This is a genomic window from Haemophilus parainfluenzae, assembly GCF_003252795.1.
Taxonomy (GTDB): domain Bacteria; phylum Pseudomonadota; class Gammaproteobacteria; order Enterobacterales; family Pasteurellaceae; genus Haemophilus_D; species Haemophilus_D parainfluenzae_K.
Window position 1 is genome coordinate 68,945 of record NZ_QEPQ01000002.1, and the last position, 16,204, is coordinate 85,148.

The window sequence follows — 16,204 nt, forward strand, 5'->3', positions numbered from 1 at the left end:
GGCGTGTTGGATATTCAACACGCCCTTTTATTATGTCAGTAAAGATTATTCATCTTTATTTGATTTATCCTCTTCTTCTACTTCAATCTCAACGTCATCTGCTTTGTCTGCAGCACCATTAATCGTTAAGCAAACTTCGCTAGAAATTAAATGCTCTAAGATTGTAGCAAGCTCGTGTAATTTTTCTTTATCATCATCGAAATAACCTTCTTCTTTTAAGTTAGCAATGAAAGCAGAGAATACCGCTTTATCAAAGAACTCTGGTGCATTAATACCATGTAATACAGAAAGACGTTGTGCCACCAATTGGCTTTCTTTTTCTAATAAGCCACGAGCAATTCCAGGATCTTTACGTAAAATACTCACTGTGATGTAGTAACGTTGTAAGATTTCACGCATACCGGCAGACCAAAGTTGTAAAATACGAACTTTAGCGCGGTGAATCGATAAGAAATTATCATTGGCTTGGATAACATCCTGACGCGCAAATTCATCAATAATCGCTTTAATTTGTGTATTTAATTCTTCTTCATTGAAATGAAGGAAGAGTTCGCCTTTTAAGAATGGATAAATTTTGCGAACCGCATCCAATAATAAATCTTTTTGAATCGCTTCATAATGTAAAACGATACTCGCAACAAGTGAAGGCAACACAAATAAGTGTTGAATATTATTGCGGTAATACGTCATAAGAACAGCAGAATTACGTTCTAAACGAATAATTTCCCCAAAGTTATCTTTTTCAACTAATACACCTACGCGATCTAAGCTTAATACGTGGTCAAGCATTGCTTTTGGTGTATCGGTTGGGATTACCACATCAGTAGAATATGGGACATTTTTCAACATCTCTTGATAACTAGAGAGTTGTTCTAATAGCTGTTCATGAGAAAGCGCACGTTGACGAGAAGAGAGAAGGGCTGTTCCCACTAAATTCATCGCATTAACGGCTGCCGCTTTATTGATATTTACCATGACTTGATTAGAAACAGATCCCACCGCCTGGTTAAACCACTGAGGTTTATCTTCATGATGTTGTTCTTTCCATTCTGGATAGTGATGGTTAAGGTAAGTTGAGAGTGTGATTGGTTCACCAAAATTCACAAAACCTTGACCTAAATTACGTAATTTTTTAATCACACGTAAAACTAAGCCTGCATTTTCTTTTTCTTTTGCGGCACCACGTAATTCTTTCGCGTAAGTATCTACTTCTAATACGTGTTCATAACCGATATACACTGGCACCACAGAAATTGGACGAGTTTGGTTATGTTGAAGCGCTTGTAGTGTCATTGACATCATACCGGTTTTCGGTGCAAGCAAGCGACCGGTACGAGAACGGCCACCTTCAATGAAGTATTCGACGGAATAACCTCGGTGGAATAATTCCCCTAAATATTCACGGAAAATCGCAGAGTAAAGGCGATTACCTTTAAAGGTACGGCGAATAAAGAATGCCCCCCAGCTACGGAATAAAGGACCCGCTGGCCAGAAGTTTAAGTTGATCCCTGCTGCAATATGTGGCGGTACAAGACCTTGGTGATAGAGCACATAAGAAAGTAATAAATAGTCGATATGACTACGGTGACAAGGCACATAAACAATCTCATGCCCTTCTAATGCTAATTTACGTACTCGGTCAGCATTTTGTACATCAATACCGGAATATAGCTTGTTCCATAACCAACGTAAGAAACGATCCGCCGCACGAAGGCTGGAATGGCTTACATTAGCCGCAATTTCATGAAGAATTTTTTCGGCTTCAGCATAGGCTTTCTCGCGGCTGATATTTTTTGATTTTGCTTCATCTTCAATCGCATTTTGAATTGCTTGAGAATTTAAGAGCTTATTAAACATCGCTTCGCGGTTTGGCAAACGAGGTCCAGTCGCGGAAATGCGTTGTTTAGCAAAGTGCATTTTAGCCACGCGAGCCAGTTTTTGTGCAATTTTTTCATCTGAACCGTGCTCATTTACCATATAACGCAAAGAAAGCGCTTGAGAAAAACGCACAAAAGTATCACGTCCAAACCAAATGGCCGCAAAGGTTTTTTGAAGACCGTTTAATAAGCGAAGATTTGGTAAGCTTGCTTTATCTTCCTTACCAGGTGAACGCCCCCAAAGCACAGAAACAGGAATTAGTTGTACATCTAAATCAGCAACATCACGGTGCAACTCTAAATATTTATTGAAGACTTTGACAGTTTCATCTTTTGCGCCTTTTGATTTAAAAAAGCGGCGACCTTCGTCTAAATAGACATAACGTGGTAATGCTACGCCATCAATCACATTCTTTTCAGCTGGATCAGGTAAACCGACGCTCAAACAGTTACGACGGAAAATCACGAAGTCAGTTTGAGAGGTATAAGGTAAAACGTAAAGAATGGGTTGATTGATATTGAGTTGAAGCTCTTCGATGGGTTGAGCGGGAATAGGATTATTTTTTACTAGAACCGAAAGCGGTAATTCTAATAATTTACGATAAGTACTTACGATGCCAGACATAATTAATATTCTCTTTTTGTTAGACATTTCCAGGTATTGTCTGGCATTTTAACACATTCGACCAGTCAAATTCTAAAAATTTACATTTGAGATTTATGATGAACACGCAAAAATATGAAAAAATTGACCGCACTTTATCGCTAGAAAATAGTTGTTGCAATCGCCATCTTTCTGTATATACTAACAGTTATTCTGTATAAAGTAACAGGAGTGTATATGAGACCATTAACAGCCAGACAACAAGAGGTTCTGGAACTCTTAAAACGCCATTTAGAAACCACGGGTATGCCGCCAACTCGTGCAGAAATTTCTCGTGAATTAGGCTTTAAATCCCCTAATGCGGCGGAAGAACATTTAAAAGCGCTTGCTCGGAAAGGTGCAATTGAAATTGTTGCGGGGGCTTCTCGCGGTATTCGAATTATTGATGACAGTGCAAATGATGAGGAAGAAGAAGGTTTACCACTCATTGGTCGCGTGGCCGCAGGGGAACCAATTTTAGCCGAGCAACATATTGAAGGTACCTACCGTGTTGATGCTAATATGTTTAAGCCACAAGCTGACTTTTTATTAAAAGTATACGGTCAATCCATGAAAGATATCGGCATTTTAGATGGCGATCTTCTTGCGGTTCATAGTACAAAAGATGTACGTAATGGACAGATTGTTGTCGCACGAATTGAAGATGAAGTGACAGTAAAACGCTTAGAACGCAAAGGTTCCGTTATTTATTTGCATGCAGAAAACGAAGAGTTCCAACCAATTGTGGTGAATCTTGAAGAACAGCCTCATTTTGAAATTGAAGGGATTGCAGTAGGGATCATTCGTAATAACGCCTGGATGTAATGATGAAAGTGCGGTGAGAAAATAAAGTGTTTTGTGACCGCACTTTGTCTCTTATGGCTATTTGCCATTCGGCTTATTGCTCTCTATAATGCCAAAAAATTTTCAAATCAAGGAAGGAAACATGCAGTTTTCCAAAATGCATGGCCTTGGCAATGACTTTGTCGTTGTTGATGCTGTGACGCAAAATGCCTATTTTACTCCTGAAACCATTAAACGCTTAGCCGATCGTCATCGTGGTATTGGTTTTGATCAGCTTTTAATTGTTGAGCCACCTTATGATCCAGATTTAGATTTCCATTATCGTATTTTCAATGCGGATGGCAGTGAAGTGTCGCAATGTGGAAACGGGGCAAGATGTTTTGCGCGTTTTGTCACCTTAAAAGGGTTGACCAATAAAAAGGATATTGCAGTAAGCACGCAAAAAGGAAAGATGGTTTTAACGGTAAAAGAAGATGGGCAAATTCGCGTCAATATGGGCGAGCCGATTTGGGAACCCAATAAAATTCCTTTTACTGCCAATAAATTTGAAAAAAACTATATTCTGCGTACCGATGTTCAAACGGTGCTTTGTGGTGCAGTATCAATGGGCAATCCACATTGTGTTGTTCAAGTGGACGATATTGAAACGGCCAATGTAGCAGAGTTAGGTCCACTCTTAGAAAGCCACGAACGTTTTCCTGAAAGGGTAAACGCTGGATTTATGCAAGTCGTCAATCGTAACCACATTAAGTTGCGTGTATATGAACGTGGTGCAGGTGAGACACAAGCTTGTGGCAGTGGGGCTTGTGCAGCAGCGGCAGTAGGAATGATGCAAGGTTTACTTGATAACAAAGTGCAAGTTGATCTACCTGGTGGTAGCTTGCTTATTGAGTGGGCAGGCGTAGGCTCACCGCTTTATATGACTGGCGATGCGACTCATATCTATGATGGCAACATTCACCTTTAATCTTTCTAATCTGAATAAAAAATGCGTGGAAACTATCCACGCATTTTTTGTTTATTGTTCAACTTCCACATCACGCTGATTTAATGGTTGCGTTGGACGGTTGTTTTTCCCTTCCATTTCTTCTATCGCGGCAATTTGTGCTTTGCTTGCTTGAATTGGTGATTTAAAAATGGTCCAAGCCACGTTTTCACTACAAGGTGGAGTCGTGAGTGATCCATTTAAGCGGAAGCGAGCCATCTCTTTTGGCATTAGCGCTTTAATATCAATCTGTTGAGCCAATTTTTCTTTTTGTCCAACGGTGAGTTTTTTCTCAACGACTGGTGCTAATGCTGGATTAGCTTCACCTTCATTGACCATTACGGCAACAACCGCTAATGCTTTATCTTCACTTTGATGAACAAAATGAATTTCTAAAGGATAATGTTGGCGTTTAAAAGTATGTTCACTTGGTGTGTGAAAGTGAAATTGTTTTAAATAGAATGGTTTATTGTTGAGCGTAATAAATGGCGCATTTTCTTGTGCAACGCTGACTTGCACGGTATGCCCATTATTCTCTACTTGATAAGCCGCAGGGAAATAATTCATCTTAAGTGGTTTATTTGCCACTTTCATGCCGTTATCTGCTTCCAGATTAACAGGCGACTGAACCTTCCCTCGCTTACAGGTTTGATATTCGGTGAGCAAATCACCCCAATGTTCAGGGCTTTCTTTACCATTATAGGACCAATGCGCTTTATGCGTTTGGGCAAATGATGTTGCGCTTAATGCGATAATTAAGCTAGAAAGCAATAGACGAGTCTTCATAAGGCACCTCTCCTTTTTTGTGGTATATGCCTCATCGATTCTACTGATTCTATATGATAGCTTTTTGATTTTGGTCAAGTTTTGTTTGACTGTAAGCACTCATCGTACGAGTGGGGATAATACTAAAAAGCCGTCTATTTTGACCGCACTTTTTTAGCACTGACAGAGTCGCTCTCTCAGATCTTCTGCCGTTTTGCTGGTTTTAATTCGCTCAAAAACGATGTCTGCTTCAGGATATTCTTTATTGAGATAGCGTAGCCATTGTTTGATTCGGGCAACATGATAAAAACCGGAATCATGGAAATTTTCCATTTCCGCATATTTTTGCAAGATTTTTTGAATATCCACCCAAGGCATTTTTTCGCAATTTTGTTTGAGTACAAGGCTTAAGTTTGGAATATTTAATGCACCACGTCCGACCATTAGATCTTCGCAACCTGTCGCTTTCAAACATGCTTGACCATCTTCCCAACGCCAAATTTCACCATTAGCAATTACAGGGATCGTCAAGCGAGATCTCACTTCACCGATTTTTTCCCAATTGATGCGATCGGCACGATAGCCATCGGCTTTGGTTCGACCGTGAATAGTGATTTCAGTGGCGCCACCTTGTTGTACGGCATCAGCAATTTCAAACGCTTGTGAAGTACAATCCCAACCTAATCTTACTTTCACACTGACAGGTAAATGACTAGGTACGGTTTTTCGCAAGGCTAGAGTCGCTTGATAAATTAATTCGGGTTGTTTGAGTAGAGCTGCGCCTCCGTTACTCCCGTTAACGGTTTTGGATGGGCAGCCACAATTTAAATCAATACCATGTGAGCCAAGCTCAATGGCGCGATTGGCATTTTCAGCAAGACAGTTCGGATGTTGACCTAAAAGTTGGACACGAACGGGCGTTTTAGAAGGTGTAAAGCCCTGATTTTTGAGTTCAGGGCAAAGACGATAAAAGACTTTTTCAGGTAAGAGTTGATCCACCACGCGGACAAATTCGGTGATGCAGAGATCGTATTCATTCACCTCTGTTAGAAGTTGGCGAACGAAAGGATCAAGCACTCCTTGCATGGGGGCGAGGATAACACGCACTATTTCCAGCCTTTCACTTTACAAATTAAATCGTAAGCGGCTTGGATTTGTTGCGCTTTTTCTTTAGCCATTTCCATCATTTCTGGCGGTAAGCCTTTCGCAACTAATTTATCTGGGTGATGTTCATTCATTAAACGACGATATGCACGTTTTACGGCATTGCGATCATCGCTTTCACTCACACCCAATACTTTATAAGCATCGCTTAATGTAGGGCCAGAAGATTGTTGATATCCGCCTTGTTGTTGGTATTGGTAGCCACCTTGCTGTTGATAACCGCCTTGTTGGTATTGGCGATAGAATCCACCTTGGGTAAATTGACGAGCTGCAATTTCCATTGCCAGCATTTGCTCAAACTGCATACGGGAAAGACCAAGCTCTTCGGCTACCACATAAAGCACTTCTTTTTCTGACTCATGTAATTGAGAATCAGCAAAGGCAGCCTGCACTTGCACGTGTAAGAACATTCTCAGTAAGTCAGCACGTTGTCCGCATCCAATGCGGAATTCACGAATCACCTGGCGTAAAGGGAAATCGGCTTCTTTACCGCGACGAAAGGCCTCTTGAGCGAGTTTGCGATGGCTCTCATCTAATTGCATCTGGTTCATCAACTGATTGGCCAGTTGAATATCTTCTTCCGTCACACGACCTTTGGATTTACTTAAATGTCCAAGTACCGCAAAGGTAGTTTGCATAAAGAGCGCTTGTCGGGTTGTTTTTTTCTTAAAAAAGCTAGAGTTAACCGAACCAAGCTCATAGAGTTTTTTATCTGCGATAGAGCCTAAAATTAGTCCAGCGATAGCGCCGAAAAAGCCCCCCCATTTAAAACCGAGAAAAACGCCAATAATCTTTCCAAAAAAATACATTCTCTTCCCCTAAAGTGCGGTCAAAAGGTCTTTTGACAATAATGGGCAGACGCAAATGTCTGCCCTTACATTAATATGGCTTTATTCTTATTTTTCAAGTGATGAATTACACACCATAACTTTCACGATAAGCCCGCATCGCAGGTAAATATTGCTGATAATCGGGTTCTTTTTCAATGAATTGCATTAAATCATCTAAATCAATAATGGAAAGCACTTGGCATTGGTAGTCTCGTTCTATTTCTTGGATGGCAGAAAGTTCCCCTTTGCCTTTTTCCTGACGATTTAATGCAATAAAGACAGCGGCTAATTTCGCGTTATTGGCTTCAAGGAGCGCCATGGATTCACGAATGGCTGTGCCAGCTGTAATGACATCATCAACTAACAACACATTACCGGTTAATGGGCTACCGATCAAATTACCGCCTTCACCGTGATCTTTGGCTTCTTTGCGGTTAAAGCAAACAGGCGTATCGCGGTTAAATTGATTGAATAATGCAATGGAAACGCTCGTCGCAATTGGAATGCCTTTGTAGGCAGGTCCAAAAATGACATCAAAATCGATCGCACTTGATTGAATTGCCTTCGCATAGAATTCACCTAAACGAGCAAGATCTGCACCCGTGCTAAATAATCCTGCGTTAAAAAAATAAGGGCTTTTTCGACCTGATTTTAGTGCAAACTCGCCAAATTTAAGCACGTTACGGCTCAAGGCAAATTTAATAAATTCGATTTTGTAGCTTTCCATTTTTTGTTCCTATAAACCTAATGCTTCACGTTGTGCAGCGAAGATTTGTTCGCAGCCTTGTTTGGCTAAGCTCAATAAGGTGAGTAATTCTTCGTGGCTGAATGGTTCGCCTTCTGCTGTACCTTGCACTTCGATCATGCGGCCATCTTCCATCATCACAACGTTCATATCTGTTTCGGCAGCTGAGTCTTCTACATATTCCAAATCACATACAGCCTCACCCTCAACAATTCCAACTGAAATTGCAGCAACGAGACCTTTGATTGGATTGGTTTTTAATGTGCCGTTAGCGATTAAACCGTTGATAGCATCACATAAAGCCACTGCTGCACCAGTGATAGACGCTGTTCTTGTACCTCCATCCGCTTGAATTACATCGCAGTCTAAGGTAATAGAACGTTCGCCAAGAGCCTCTAAATCAACCATAGCACGTAATGAACGTGCGATTAAACGTTGAATTTCCATGGTGCGTCCACCTTGTTTGCCTTTTGCTGCTTCACGTTGCATACGGCTGTGTGTAGAGCGAGGTAACATACCATATTCTGCTGTCACCCAACCTTGATTCTGTCCTTTTAAGAAACGCGGTACGTTTTCATCAACACTCGCCGTACATAAAACTTTAGTATCACCAAATTCCACTAATACTGAGCCTTCAGCATGTTTCGTGTAATTACGGGTGATTTTAATTGGACGAGGTTGATGATTTTCACGATTATTTGGACGCATTCTGAATTCCTTTATTTTTATTGATAAAAAAAGCGTGCTTATTTTAGCACGCTTTTTAGTGTTTTATGGATTTGCTTGTTCAAACTCACGAATTTTATTAAACACATCTTGTAAATCTGTACCATAGTTAATTTTTTGCAATTCAGGCACAGAGTTAGATTTTACTAACATTCTGAGTGGTTGGAATTGCATATTGCACAAGTAGATTTGTTGATGTGGCAACATATGTTGTACAAAGTGGGTGAGTGCATGAATGCCTCCAGTATCAAGCACAGTCACGGCATCGCATTGTAATACGATATGTTTTATCTCGTGATCGGTATGTACGGTTTTATCGTGTAAATCTGCAAAGAGTTTATCTGCCGCAGCAAAGAATAATGGACCACTGATACGATAAGCTAATACATCATTTAGATCTTCTGGTGCAGGTTGTTCAATCGTTTTTGTCATTTCTGCAATGGTACGGATAAATAAGAGGCTCGCTAATAATACGCCGACAGAGATGGCGATCACCATATCAAATAACACGGTGAGAATTAAGCAAGTGAACAACACAGCAATTTCATTTTTTGTGGACCGACGTGCTAAACGAATGATTTCAGGTACATTCGCCATATGCCAAGCTACCATTAATAGCAATGCAGCCATAGAAGAGAGTGGCAAATAAGACAGGGCATTCGCAAAGAATAATAGCGAGAATAAAACTAAGAGTGCATGAATTACACTGGCTATTGGTGATACAGCCCCAGATTTAACGTTGGCTGCAGAACGTGCAATTGCCGCGGTTGCAGTAATGCCGCCTAAGAATGGTGAAATAATATTACCTAAACCTTGGGCGAGTAATTCATTATTGGAATGATGTTTGGTATCCGTCATATTATCTAAGATGACCGCACAAAGTAGTGATTCAATCGCGCCTAATACCGCCATTGAAAAGGCGGCAGGCAAGATATCTTGTATGCGATCAAAATTCCAATTGATGACTTCACCTTGTGCATTAGGAATATTCCAAGGTAAGGCAAATTCAGGCAAGACATTAGGGATACCATGTCCTGTTGTACCATCAGATAAGGTGTATTGGAATGCCGTACCAATAGTTTCAACCGAGAAACCAAATTGTCCTAAGACTAATGCCATGAGTGTCCCAATAATGACCGCAGGTAAATGACCCGGCACGGGTAAACGAAGCTTATGCCATTGGGTGAGGAGAAATAAGGTGACCACTCCAACAGCGGTATCAGCCCAGCTAATCGTCGTAAGTGCGGTTAAAATGGTCTGTACTTTTTCAATATAGTGAGGTGGCATTTGGGCAATATCTAAACCTAAGAAATCTTTGATTTGCAAGGTGCCGATGGTGATCCCAATTCCGCAGGTAAAGCCCAGTGTAACGGAGAGAGGAATGTACTCAATTAGTCGTCCTAATCGAGACAACGCCATAATGACTAAAATAATCCCCGAAAGTAGCGTTGCCATAAGCAATCCGCTGAGTCCAAATTGTTGGGTGACGGGATATAAAATTACAACAAATGCCGCGGTTGGCCCTGAAATATTGAAACGCGATCCACCGGTTAACGCAATCACGATACCCGCTACGATAGCAGTATAAAGACCATGTTGTGGTGGAACACCGCTGGCGATCGCTAAGGCCATGGAGAGGGGAATCGCAATGACGCCCACGGTGAGCCCCGCAATAATATCTTTAATCAATTTTTGTTTTCCGTAACCTTCACGGAAAGATTCTTTCAATGCGCTAAATGGTTTTACAGCCAGAAACACATTTTTAGAAAAGAGTGATTTGATTTGCATAAAAATACGACGATAGAAAAGAGATAAGTTTATATTTTAGCTAAAAGGAAAAGGATTTTTTATGTTCTAGCTCAAAAAACTTGACTAATCTTGGATAAATCTTTATATTTCACGCACTTCAAAACGGTGAGATGTCCGAGTGGTTGAAGGAGCACGCCTGGAAAGCGTGTATGTGCGAAAGCGCATCGGGGGTTCGAATCCCCCTCTCACCGCCATTCAAATATTTTCTTTTCTGAATTTAAAACCATCTTTTTAACTAATCATTTCTGAGATCTAGAATTTACGCTATTTTTTATTGTACAAAATATGCGTTGAATTGATTATTTTCGCTAAAAAGCAAATTAGAAAAATAATGGTAGCTTGAGATGAGTTATGGCACGCCCTAAAGGATTCGAACCTTTGACCCACGCCTTAGAAGGGCGTTGCTCTATCCAGCTGAGCTAAGGGCGCATTTCAAGGGTTACATCTTTTGTATGGAATTTCGAGGGAAATATAAAAGAAGTGGTCGGCGAGATAGGATTTGAACCTACGACCCACTGGTCCCAAACCAGTTGCGCTACCAAGCTGCGCTACTCGCCGACGATTGAGCACAATTATAGTGAGCTTTTCTTTTCAGTCAATTAATTTTTTAGATTCCTCTTTCAACTGCTCAAAATTATTCCAGTTTTTTTAACCGCTCTTTTGTTATCTTTGTAAAATAAGGCGTAGTCAGTTAAAATAGCAAACGTTTACTTAATGCCACCTTGAGGAAAAATGCATGACCGCCCAAATTATTTCAGGTACTGAACTATCAAAAAAAATTAAATCTGATGTTGCCAGTAAAATTGAACATTATCGTGCTCAAGGTAAACGTGCGCCAGGACTTGCAGTAATTTTAGTGGGCGCAGATCCAGCTTCTCAAGTCTATGTGAGCAGTAAACGTAAAAGTTGCGAGGAAATCGGGATGATTTCAAAGTCCTATGACTTACCTGAAACAACGTCGGAAGCAGAACTACTACAACTGATAGATCAATTGAATGCTGATGAAACCATTGATGGAATTCTCGTGCAACTTCCATTGCCTGAACAAATTAATAGCACATCAGTGATTGAGCGAATTAGCCCTGAAAAAGATGTGGATGGTTTCCACCCTTATAATGTGGGGCGTTTATGTCAGCGTATCCCAACTTTACGTGCTTGTACCCCTTATGGCGTGATGAAATTATTAGAAACCACTGGTATTGATTTACACGGTAAGCATGCGGTGATCGTTGGTGCATCAAATATTGTGGGACGTCCAATGTCGCTTGAATTATTATTGGCAGGCGCTACTGTCACAGTGACGCACCGTTTCACCAAAGATTTAGAGCATCATATCCGTCAGGCAGATGTTTTAGTGGTAGCTGTGGGTAAACCTCGTTTTATTCCAGGCGATTGGATTAAAGAAGGGGCAACAGTCATTGATGTGGGGATTAACCGTATCAATGGCAAATTAGTGGGCGATGTGGAATATGATGTGGCGATACAAAAAGCGGCTTATATTACGCCAGTACCGGGTGGGGTAGGGCCAATGACGGTTGCCATGCTGATGTTTAATACACTTTATGCTTATGAGCATAACAATCAATTGGTTTAAGAAATGAAAAAAGTGCGGTTAAATTTAACCGCACTTTTGCATTAATGTAATTTCAATCTTGGTTTTAAATAGTGGTTAAGTTTATCCACTAAAATAATCAAGCCAATCTTAATACATCCATGCAAAGCATGTTGATGCATACGATATAAAGATACATACGCAAATTGCGCAAATTTACCTTGAACAGTCAGTGGGTTTTTCCCAAATTTATTTGAAATGCTACCCAATGCGGTAAAGCTTGAAAGAGAAACCAAGGTGCCTTTATCGTTGTATTTAAATGCTTTTAATGGTTTTTGCTCAAAAAGTGCAAAGATATTTTTAGCACAAGCTTTTGCCATTTGGTGTGCCGCTTGCGCTCTTGGCGGGACTAATTTACCGTTTGGTTGCATTAATGCTGCACAGTCACCAATGGCAAAAATACTATCATCCACCGTGGTTTGAAGAGTGTCTTTTACCACTAATTGATTGATGCGGTTGAGCTCTAATCCATCGAATTGCTGCGTCACCGTAGAGGTGCGAACACCTGCCGCCCATACAATCAGATCAGCTTTGATTTCTTCCCCATCTTTGGTGATAAGCGTGTTAGGTTGGGCTTCTGTGATCATCGTATTTAATTTCACGTTTGCACCCATTTCTTGCAATTCATCTAATACTGCCGCAGATAAATTTTCAGGTAGAGCAGGTAATAAGCGCGGACCTGCTTCAACTAAGGTGACTTGCAAGCAAGAATTATCAATTTTACCGTAGCCGTAAGAAGATAAGTCTTCAGTCGCATGATAAAGTTCAGCAGTTAATTCCACACCAGTTGCGCCGCCACCAACAATCGCAATATTGACTTTGTTTTCATCCACTAGTTTTTGTTTAAACTCTTCTTCACCGATATCATCTAATGCACGGTTCTCAGAGAATTTAAGGAATAATTCCAACATTCTTTGTTGAAAACGAAGCGCTTGATCAGAGCTATCTAAGAAAATACAGTTATCGGCGACGCCTTTTGTATTGAAATCATTCGATTTACTGCCGATTGCAATCACTAAGTAGTCATAAGGAATACGGCGCGCAACCACAAGCATATCGCCTTCTTGCCCATAAACAGGGGCAAGCTCAACATATTTTTGTTCACGATTAATGCGTGTGATTGAGCCTTGCTCGAAGCTAAAATGATGGTTTTTACCGTGAGCACGATAGCTCAGAGAATCCATACCATCATCCATGACACCTGTTGCAATTTCATGTAATAGAGGTTTCCACAAGTGGGTCGCATTGCGGTCAACAAGCGTTACTTTAGCTTGTTTCTTACGACCTAATTTGTCACCTAAAAATGTCGCTAATTCAATGCCGCCAGCGCCACCACCAACGATCACGACGTTTTTCATAAAGTTCTCCTAAAAGAAAAATTGTTAAAAATGTTAAACTAATGTAATGATAGCATAACAAATAAACAAGACGAAAAAATTTAATGGAAATTGACCGCACTTTATTGATGACAGCGATCGTAAAGCGATTGTAATTGTTGGATGGTTTGCGTGATAAATAAAACAGGATCAATTTGGCTTAGTTGATCTTTTTCAATACTTTTCCCAATACACCAAAAATCGTCCTCTGAACGCAAGAGAAGATCTTTTTCAGAAATAGTTTTCACTTGGCGAAAATCATCATATTCGCTTTCATCTTCTCGCCAAATATCAAAATCGGCAAATTGTTTGAAATCAAATTGATCAAGCCATTGATTATATTGTTGCACATTAATTTGTGAGCGATCTGCACGATAGCAATGCCAATCTAAACACACTCTTAGTCGGCGACGATTTAATAGCACAGAAAAAATGGCTGCAGAATTCTGATTAAACTCATATTTAAAATAAGCGAAGAAATGCGCGCGGACTTGCCAACCATTGGTCCAACTTTCAATATGCGGTTTTGCAAAAGGCATGCCGAGTTGCTTTGCAACTTCTTGGATAATCGCTTTCCAATTATCCCAATGTAATTTGTAATTAGCTTTGATCGCCGGAATATCTTCCGGACAAAATTTCTTCATCTGGGCGAATTGGTAGAACGGAATATTGAACAGTTCGCAAGATTCAGCATTAAGTGAGAGCATCGTGTTTCCTTAAAAATCACAGTAATTTTTGACCGCACTTTGTGTGAAGAGCTGTTTATCTTCCCAACGCAACAGAGTCATTCGATTATTCCACACACAACCTGTATCTAAGGCATAAATACCTTGAGGGAGATTCTCATCGACTAAACTTGCCCAGTGCCCAAATACAATCGGGATCTGTTTATAAAGAGGATTATCCAAATTAAACCAAGGTATAAGCTCCGCCGGCGCATCTTTCAAAGAGGATTTACAGGCAAAATCAAAGCGATGATCTGAATAGCAAAAACGCATTCGAGTGAACGCATTAATAATGTAACGATGACGTGCTAAGCCCTGCAAATCTGGCGACCAACGATTGGGTTGTTCTGAATACATATTTTCAATGAGATAATAAAAATCACCATGCTGTAAAATGTGTTCCACTTCAGCTGCACAAGATTTCGCGGTTTCGAAATCCCAATCTGGCGAAATGCCTGCATGTGCCATCAGGAAGTTTAATTTTTCATTATGCACAAGTAAGGGTTGATGGCGTAACCAGTCAATGAGTTCATCAAAATCGGGTGCATTAAAAATAGCATCGACACGGTCACGAGGCTTCACTTTTTTAATACCCAGTGCGGTTGCAATTAGATGCAGATCGTGATTACCAAGGACAGTCTGCGCCGCACTTCCAAGTGATTTTACAAAACGAAGACATTCAAGTGATTTATCTCCACGCGCCACAAGATCCCCCACTAGATAAAGTTTATCTTGCGTAGGATTGAAATCTACACGCGCTAATAAAAGCTGTAATTCATCATAACAGCCTTGCAAGTCACCGACGAAATAGGTTGTCATTTTTGACCGCTCTTTACTCTTCTGAATCTAAGATTTCATCTTTATTAATATCAGCTGGTGGATTATCCGCCAACCAGTTTGCTAAGCGCGCATAATCTGAGATAGACAAATTTTCTGCACGTGCATTTAAATCAATGCCAAGTGCGGTTAGATTTTCAGGTGAAAATAACGTTGAGAGTGCATTACGCAATGTTTTACGACGTTGATTAAACGCTTGGGAGCAAACACGGTTCAGCCAATATAAATCTTTTACAGGGTGCGGCAATTCTTTATGTGGAATTAAACGCACAACCGCTGAATCCACTTTTGGTGCAGGTTTAAATGCAGAAGGTGGTACTTCAAGTACAGGCATCACTTGGCAGAAATATTGCGCCATAATGGTTAAACGACCGTAAGCTTTGCTATTTGGCCCTGCGCATAAGCGTTTGACCACTTCTTTTTGTAGCATGAAGTGCATATCTTGAATCACATCATGATACTTAAACAAGTGGAACATCAATGGGGTAGAAATGTTGTAAGGCAAGTTACCAAATACACGTAATTTCTGACCTTTTTCTGCTAAATTTTCTTTTGTATAAAGCTCACCAAAATCAAATTGCATTGCATCCGTTTCAATAACGGTGAGCTTTTGATGTAAAAATGGATGATGACGTAAACGTTCTGCAAGGTCTCGGTCAAGCTCTACCACAGTCAGATGATCAACAAGCTCACCAACCGGCTCTGTTAATGCGCCAAGTCCCGGACCAATTTCCACTAAGAATTGATTGGGTTGTGGGTAAATCGCCGCCACGATACCTTGAATGACAGAAGTATCATGTAAAAAGTTTTGACCAAAGCGTTTACGCGCCGTATGACCTAAGTGTTTTTTTGAATTCATAAGTACTATTTAATAAGAAAAGTGCGGTTATTATAGAGCCTGTATTTCTTTTGTAAATCATTCCTAAGTCTTGATACAACTTACAAATTGGTAAAAAAAGTGATTTTTTTCTGTTCAATTTTATTTTAATCTTTCGTCTAACGCCAAAAACCGCTATAATCCGCCCGTTTTTCATTTATAACCCGCAAAAAGTGCGGTCAAAAAAATCATAATTTTAGAGGATAAAATGGCAAAAGAAGATTGCATTGAAATGCAAGGCACAATTTTGGAAACCTTACCAAATACCATGTTCCGCGTTGAGTTAGAAAATGGTCACGTAGTGACTGCACATATTTCTGGCAAAATGCGTAAAAACTATATTCGTATCTTAACGGGCGATAAAGTAACTGTAGAAATGACACCTTATGACTTAAGCAAAGGTCGTATCATTTTCCGTAGCCGTTAATT

The 16,204-nt window shown here is 40.3% G+C and carries 15 protein-coding genes and 3 tRNA genes; 5 read left to right on the plus strand and 13 right to left on the minus strand.

What is annotated here, in order from left to right; genetic code table 11:
• Positions 1–45: 45 nt before the first annotated feature.
• Entirely contained in the window at positions 46–2,502 is a 2,457-nt protein-coding gene (gene plsB / locus DPV81_RS02820; protein WP_111386679.1) for a glycerol-3-phosphate 1-O-acyltransferase PlsB, read from the minus strand.
• Positions 2,503–2,718: 216 nt separating this feature from the next.
• Here plsB and lexA point away from each other — a divergent pair, with 216 nt between their 5' ends.
• Together lexA and dapF are read left to right on the plus strand one after the other, a co-directional pair.
• Complete coding sequence (gene lexA / locus DPV81_RS02825; RefSeq protein ID WP_005698192.1) at positions 2,719–3,345, plus strand: transcriptional repressor LexA; 627 nt, start codon at positions 2,719–2,721, stop codon at positions 3,343–3,345.
• A gap of 121 nt (positions 3,346–3,466) precedes the next feature.
• Positions 3,467–4,291, plus strand: coding sequence for a diaminopimelate epimerase (dapF, locus tag DPV81_RS02830; protein ID WP_111386681.1), 825 nt, complete (start codon positions 3,467–3,469; stop codon positions 4,289–4,291).
• A 51-nt stretch (positions 4,292–4,342) separates the two neighbouring features.
• Here the strand turns inward: dapF and DPV81_RS02835 are convergent, their stop codons facing one another.
• From DPV81_RS02835 to dauA, 6 genes are all read right to left on the minus strand, one after another.
• Positions 4,343–5,095: a carbonic anhydrase gene (locus DPV81_RS02835; RefSeq protein ID WP_111386683.1), complete on the minus strand. Its 753-nt coding sequence runs from the start codon at positions 5,093–5,095 to the stop codon at positions 4,343–4,345.
• A gap of 153 nt (positions 5,096–5,248) precedes the next feature.
• A complete protein-coding gene (gene dusC / locus DPV81_RS02840; protein WP_111386684.1) occupies positions 5,249–6,181 on the minus strand; it encodes a tRNA dihydrouridine(16) synthase DusC in 933 nt (310 codons plus the stop codon).
• Positions 6,181–7,047: a co-chaperone DjlA gene (gene djlA / locus DPV81_RS02845; protein WP_005698193.1), complete on the minus strand. Its 867-nt coding sequence runs from the start codon at positions 7,045–7,047 to the stop codon at positions 6,181–6,183. Before djlA ends, dusC begins: the two co-directional genes overlap by 1 nt.
• 106 nt (positions 7,048–7,153) lie before the next feature.
• Positions 7,154–7,795 carry an orotate phosphoribosyltransferase gene (gene pyrE, locus DPV81_RS02850; RefSeq protein ID WP_111386686.1) on the minus strand — a complete coding sequence of 214 codons (642 nt, stop codon included), beginning with the start codon at positions 7,793–7,795 and terminating at the stop codon, positions 7,154–7,156.
• Between the two features lie 9 nt (positions 7,796–7,804).
• A complete protein-coding gene (rph, locus tag DPV81_RS02855) occupies positions 7,805–8,521 on the minus strand; it encodes a ribonuclease PH (RefSeq protein WP_111386687.1) in 717 nt (238 codons plus the stop codon).
• Positions 8,522–8,584: 63 nt separating this feature from the next.
• Positions 8,585–10,327 (minus strand): C4-dicarboxylic acid transporter DauA, encoded by a 1,743-nt coding sequence (gene dauA, locus DPV81_RS02860; protein ID WP_111386689.1) that lies wholly within the window; start codon positions 10,325–10,327, stop codon positions 8,585–8,587.
• A 125-nt stretch (positions 10,328–10,452) separates the two neighbouring features.
• Here dauA and DPV81_RS02865 point away from each other — a divergent pair.
• A tRNA-Ser gene (locus DPV81_RS02865) sits at positions 10,453–10,542 on the plus strand.
• 158 nt (positions 10,543–10,700) lie between these two features.
• On the opposite strand, the gene DPV81_RS02870 is transcribed toward DPV81_RS02865, so the two are convergent.
• Positions 10,701–10,777 (minus strand) — tRNA-Arg (locus DPV81_RS02870).
• Between the two features lie 52 nt (positions 10,778–10,829).
• A tRNA-Pro gene (locus DPV81_RS02875) sits at positions 10,830–10,906 on the minus strand.
• Between the two features lie 178 nt (positions 10,907–11,084).
• Between DPV81_RS02875 and folD the strand changes: the two genes are divergently transcribed.
• Entirely contained in the window at positions 11,085–11,942 is an 858-nt protein-coding gene (gene folD, locus DPV81_RS02880; protein ID WP_111386690.1) for a bifunctional methylenetetrahydrofolate dehydrogenase/methenyltetrahydrofolate cyclohydrolase FolD, read from the plus strand.
• Between the two features lie 41 nt (positions 11,943–11,983).
• On the opposite strand, the gene DPV81_RS02885 is transcribed toward folD, so the two are convergent.
• The 4 genes from DPV81_RS02885 to rsmA form a co-directional block, all read right to left on the minus strand.
• Complete coding sequence (locus DPV81_RS02885) at positions 11,984–13,318, minus strand: NAD(P)/FAD-dependent oxidoreductase (protein WP_005698634.1); 1,335 nt, start codon at positions 13,316–13,318, stop codon at positions 11,984–11,986.
• Positions 13,319–13,419: 101 nt separating this feature from the next.
• Positions 13,420–14,043: a glucose-6-phosphate 1-dehydrogenase family protein gene (locus tag DPV81_RS02890; protein ID WP_111386692.1), complete on the minus strand. Its 624-nt coding sequence runs from the start codon at positions 14,041–14,043 to the stop codon at positions 13,420–13,422.
• Positions 14,044–14,052: 9 nt separating this feature from the next.
• Entirely contained in the window at positions 14,053–14,880 is an 828-nt protein-coding gene (gene apaH, locus DPV81_RS02895) for a bis(5'-nucleosyl)-tetraphosphatase (symmetrical) ApaH (RefSeq protein WP_111386694.1), read from the minus strand.
• A 13-nt stretch (positions 14,881–14,893) separates the two neighbouring features.
• Positions 14,894–15,757, minus strand: a complete 864-nt coding sequence (rsmA, locus tag DPV81_RS02900) for a 16S rRNA (adenine(1518)-N(6)/adenine(1519)-N(6))-dimethyltransferase RsmA (RefSeq protein WP_111386696.1) — start codon at positions 15,755–15,757, stop codon at positions 14,894–14,896.
• A gap of 226 nt (positions 15,758–15,983) precedes the next feature.
• On the opposite strand from rsmA, the gene infA reads away from it, so the two are divergent.
• Entirely contained in the window at positions 15,984–16,202 is a 219-nt protein-coding gene (gene infA, locus DPV81_RS02905) for a translation initiation factor IF-1 (RefSeq protein WP_005627617.1), read from the plus strand.
• Positions 16,203–16,204: the final 2 nt, after the last annotated feature.

Coding starts and splice junctions, on each gene's coding strand:
- pyrE (WP_111386686.1), bottom strand. CDS start 7,795: ATGGAAAGCTACAAAATCGAATTTATTAAATTTGCCTTGAGCCGTAAC.
- plsB (WP_111386679.1), bottom strand. CDS start 2,502: ATGTCTGGCATCGTAAGTACTTATCGTAAATTATTAGAATTACCGCTT.
- rph (WP_111386687.1), bottom strand. CDS start 8,521: ATGCGTCCAAATAATCGTGAAAATCATCAACCTCGTCCAATTAAAATC.
- rsmA (WP_111386696.1), bottom strand. CDS start 15,757: ATGAATTCAAAAAAACACTTAGGTCATACGGCGCGTAAACGCTTTGGT.
- DPV81_RS02835 (WP_111386683.1), bottom strand. CDS start 5,095: ATGAAGACTCGTCTATTGCTTTCTAGCTTAATTATCGCATTAAGCGCA.
- DPV81_RS02890 (WP_111386692.1), bottom strand. CDS start 14,043: ATGCTCTCACTTAATGCTGAATCTTGCGAACTGTTCAATATTCCGTTC.
- infA (WP_005627617.1), top strand. CDS start 15,984: ATGGCAAAAGAAGATTGCATTGAAATGCAAGGCACAATTTTGGAAACC.
- dapF (WP_111386681.1), top strand. CDS start 3,467: ATGCAGTTTTCCAAAATGCATGGCCTTGGCAATGACTTTGTCGTTGTT.
- apaH (WP_111386694.1), bottom strand. CDS start 14,880: ATGACAACCTATTTCGTCGGTGACTTGCAAGGCTGTTATGATGAATTA.
- DPV81_RS02885 (WP_005698634.1), bottom strand. CDS start 13,318: ATGAAAAACGTCGTGATCGTTGGTGGTGGCGCTGGCGGCATTGAATTA.
- dauA (WP_111386689.1), bottom strand. CDS start 10,327: ATGCAAATCAAATCACTCTTTTCTAAAAATGTGTTTCTGGCTGTAAAA.
- folD (WP_111386690.1), top strand. CDS start 11,085: ATGACCGCCCAAATTATTTCAGGTACTGAACTATCAAAAAAAATTAAA.
- lexA (WP_005698192.1), top strand. CDS start 2,719: ATGAGACCATTAACAGCCAGACAACAAGAGGTTCTGGAACTCTTAAAA.
- djlA (WP_005698193.1), bottom strand. CDS start 7,047: ATGTATTTTTTTGGAAAGATTATTGGCGTTTTTCTCGGTTTTAAATGG.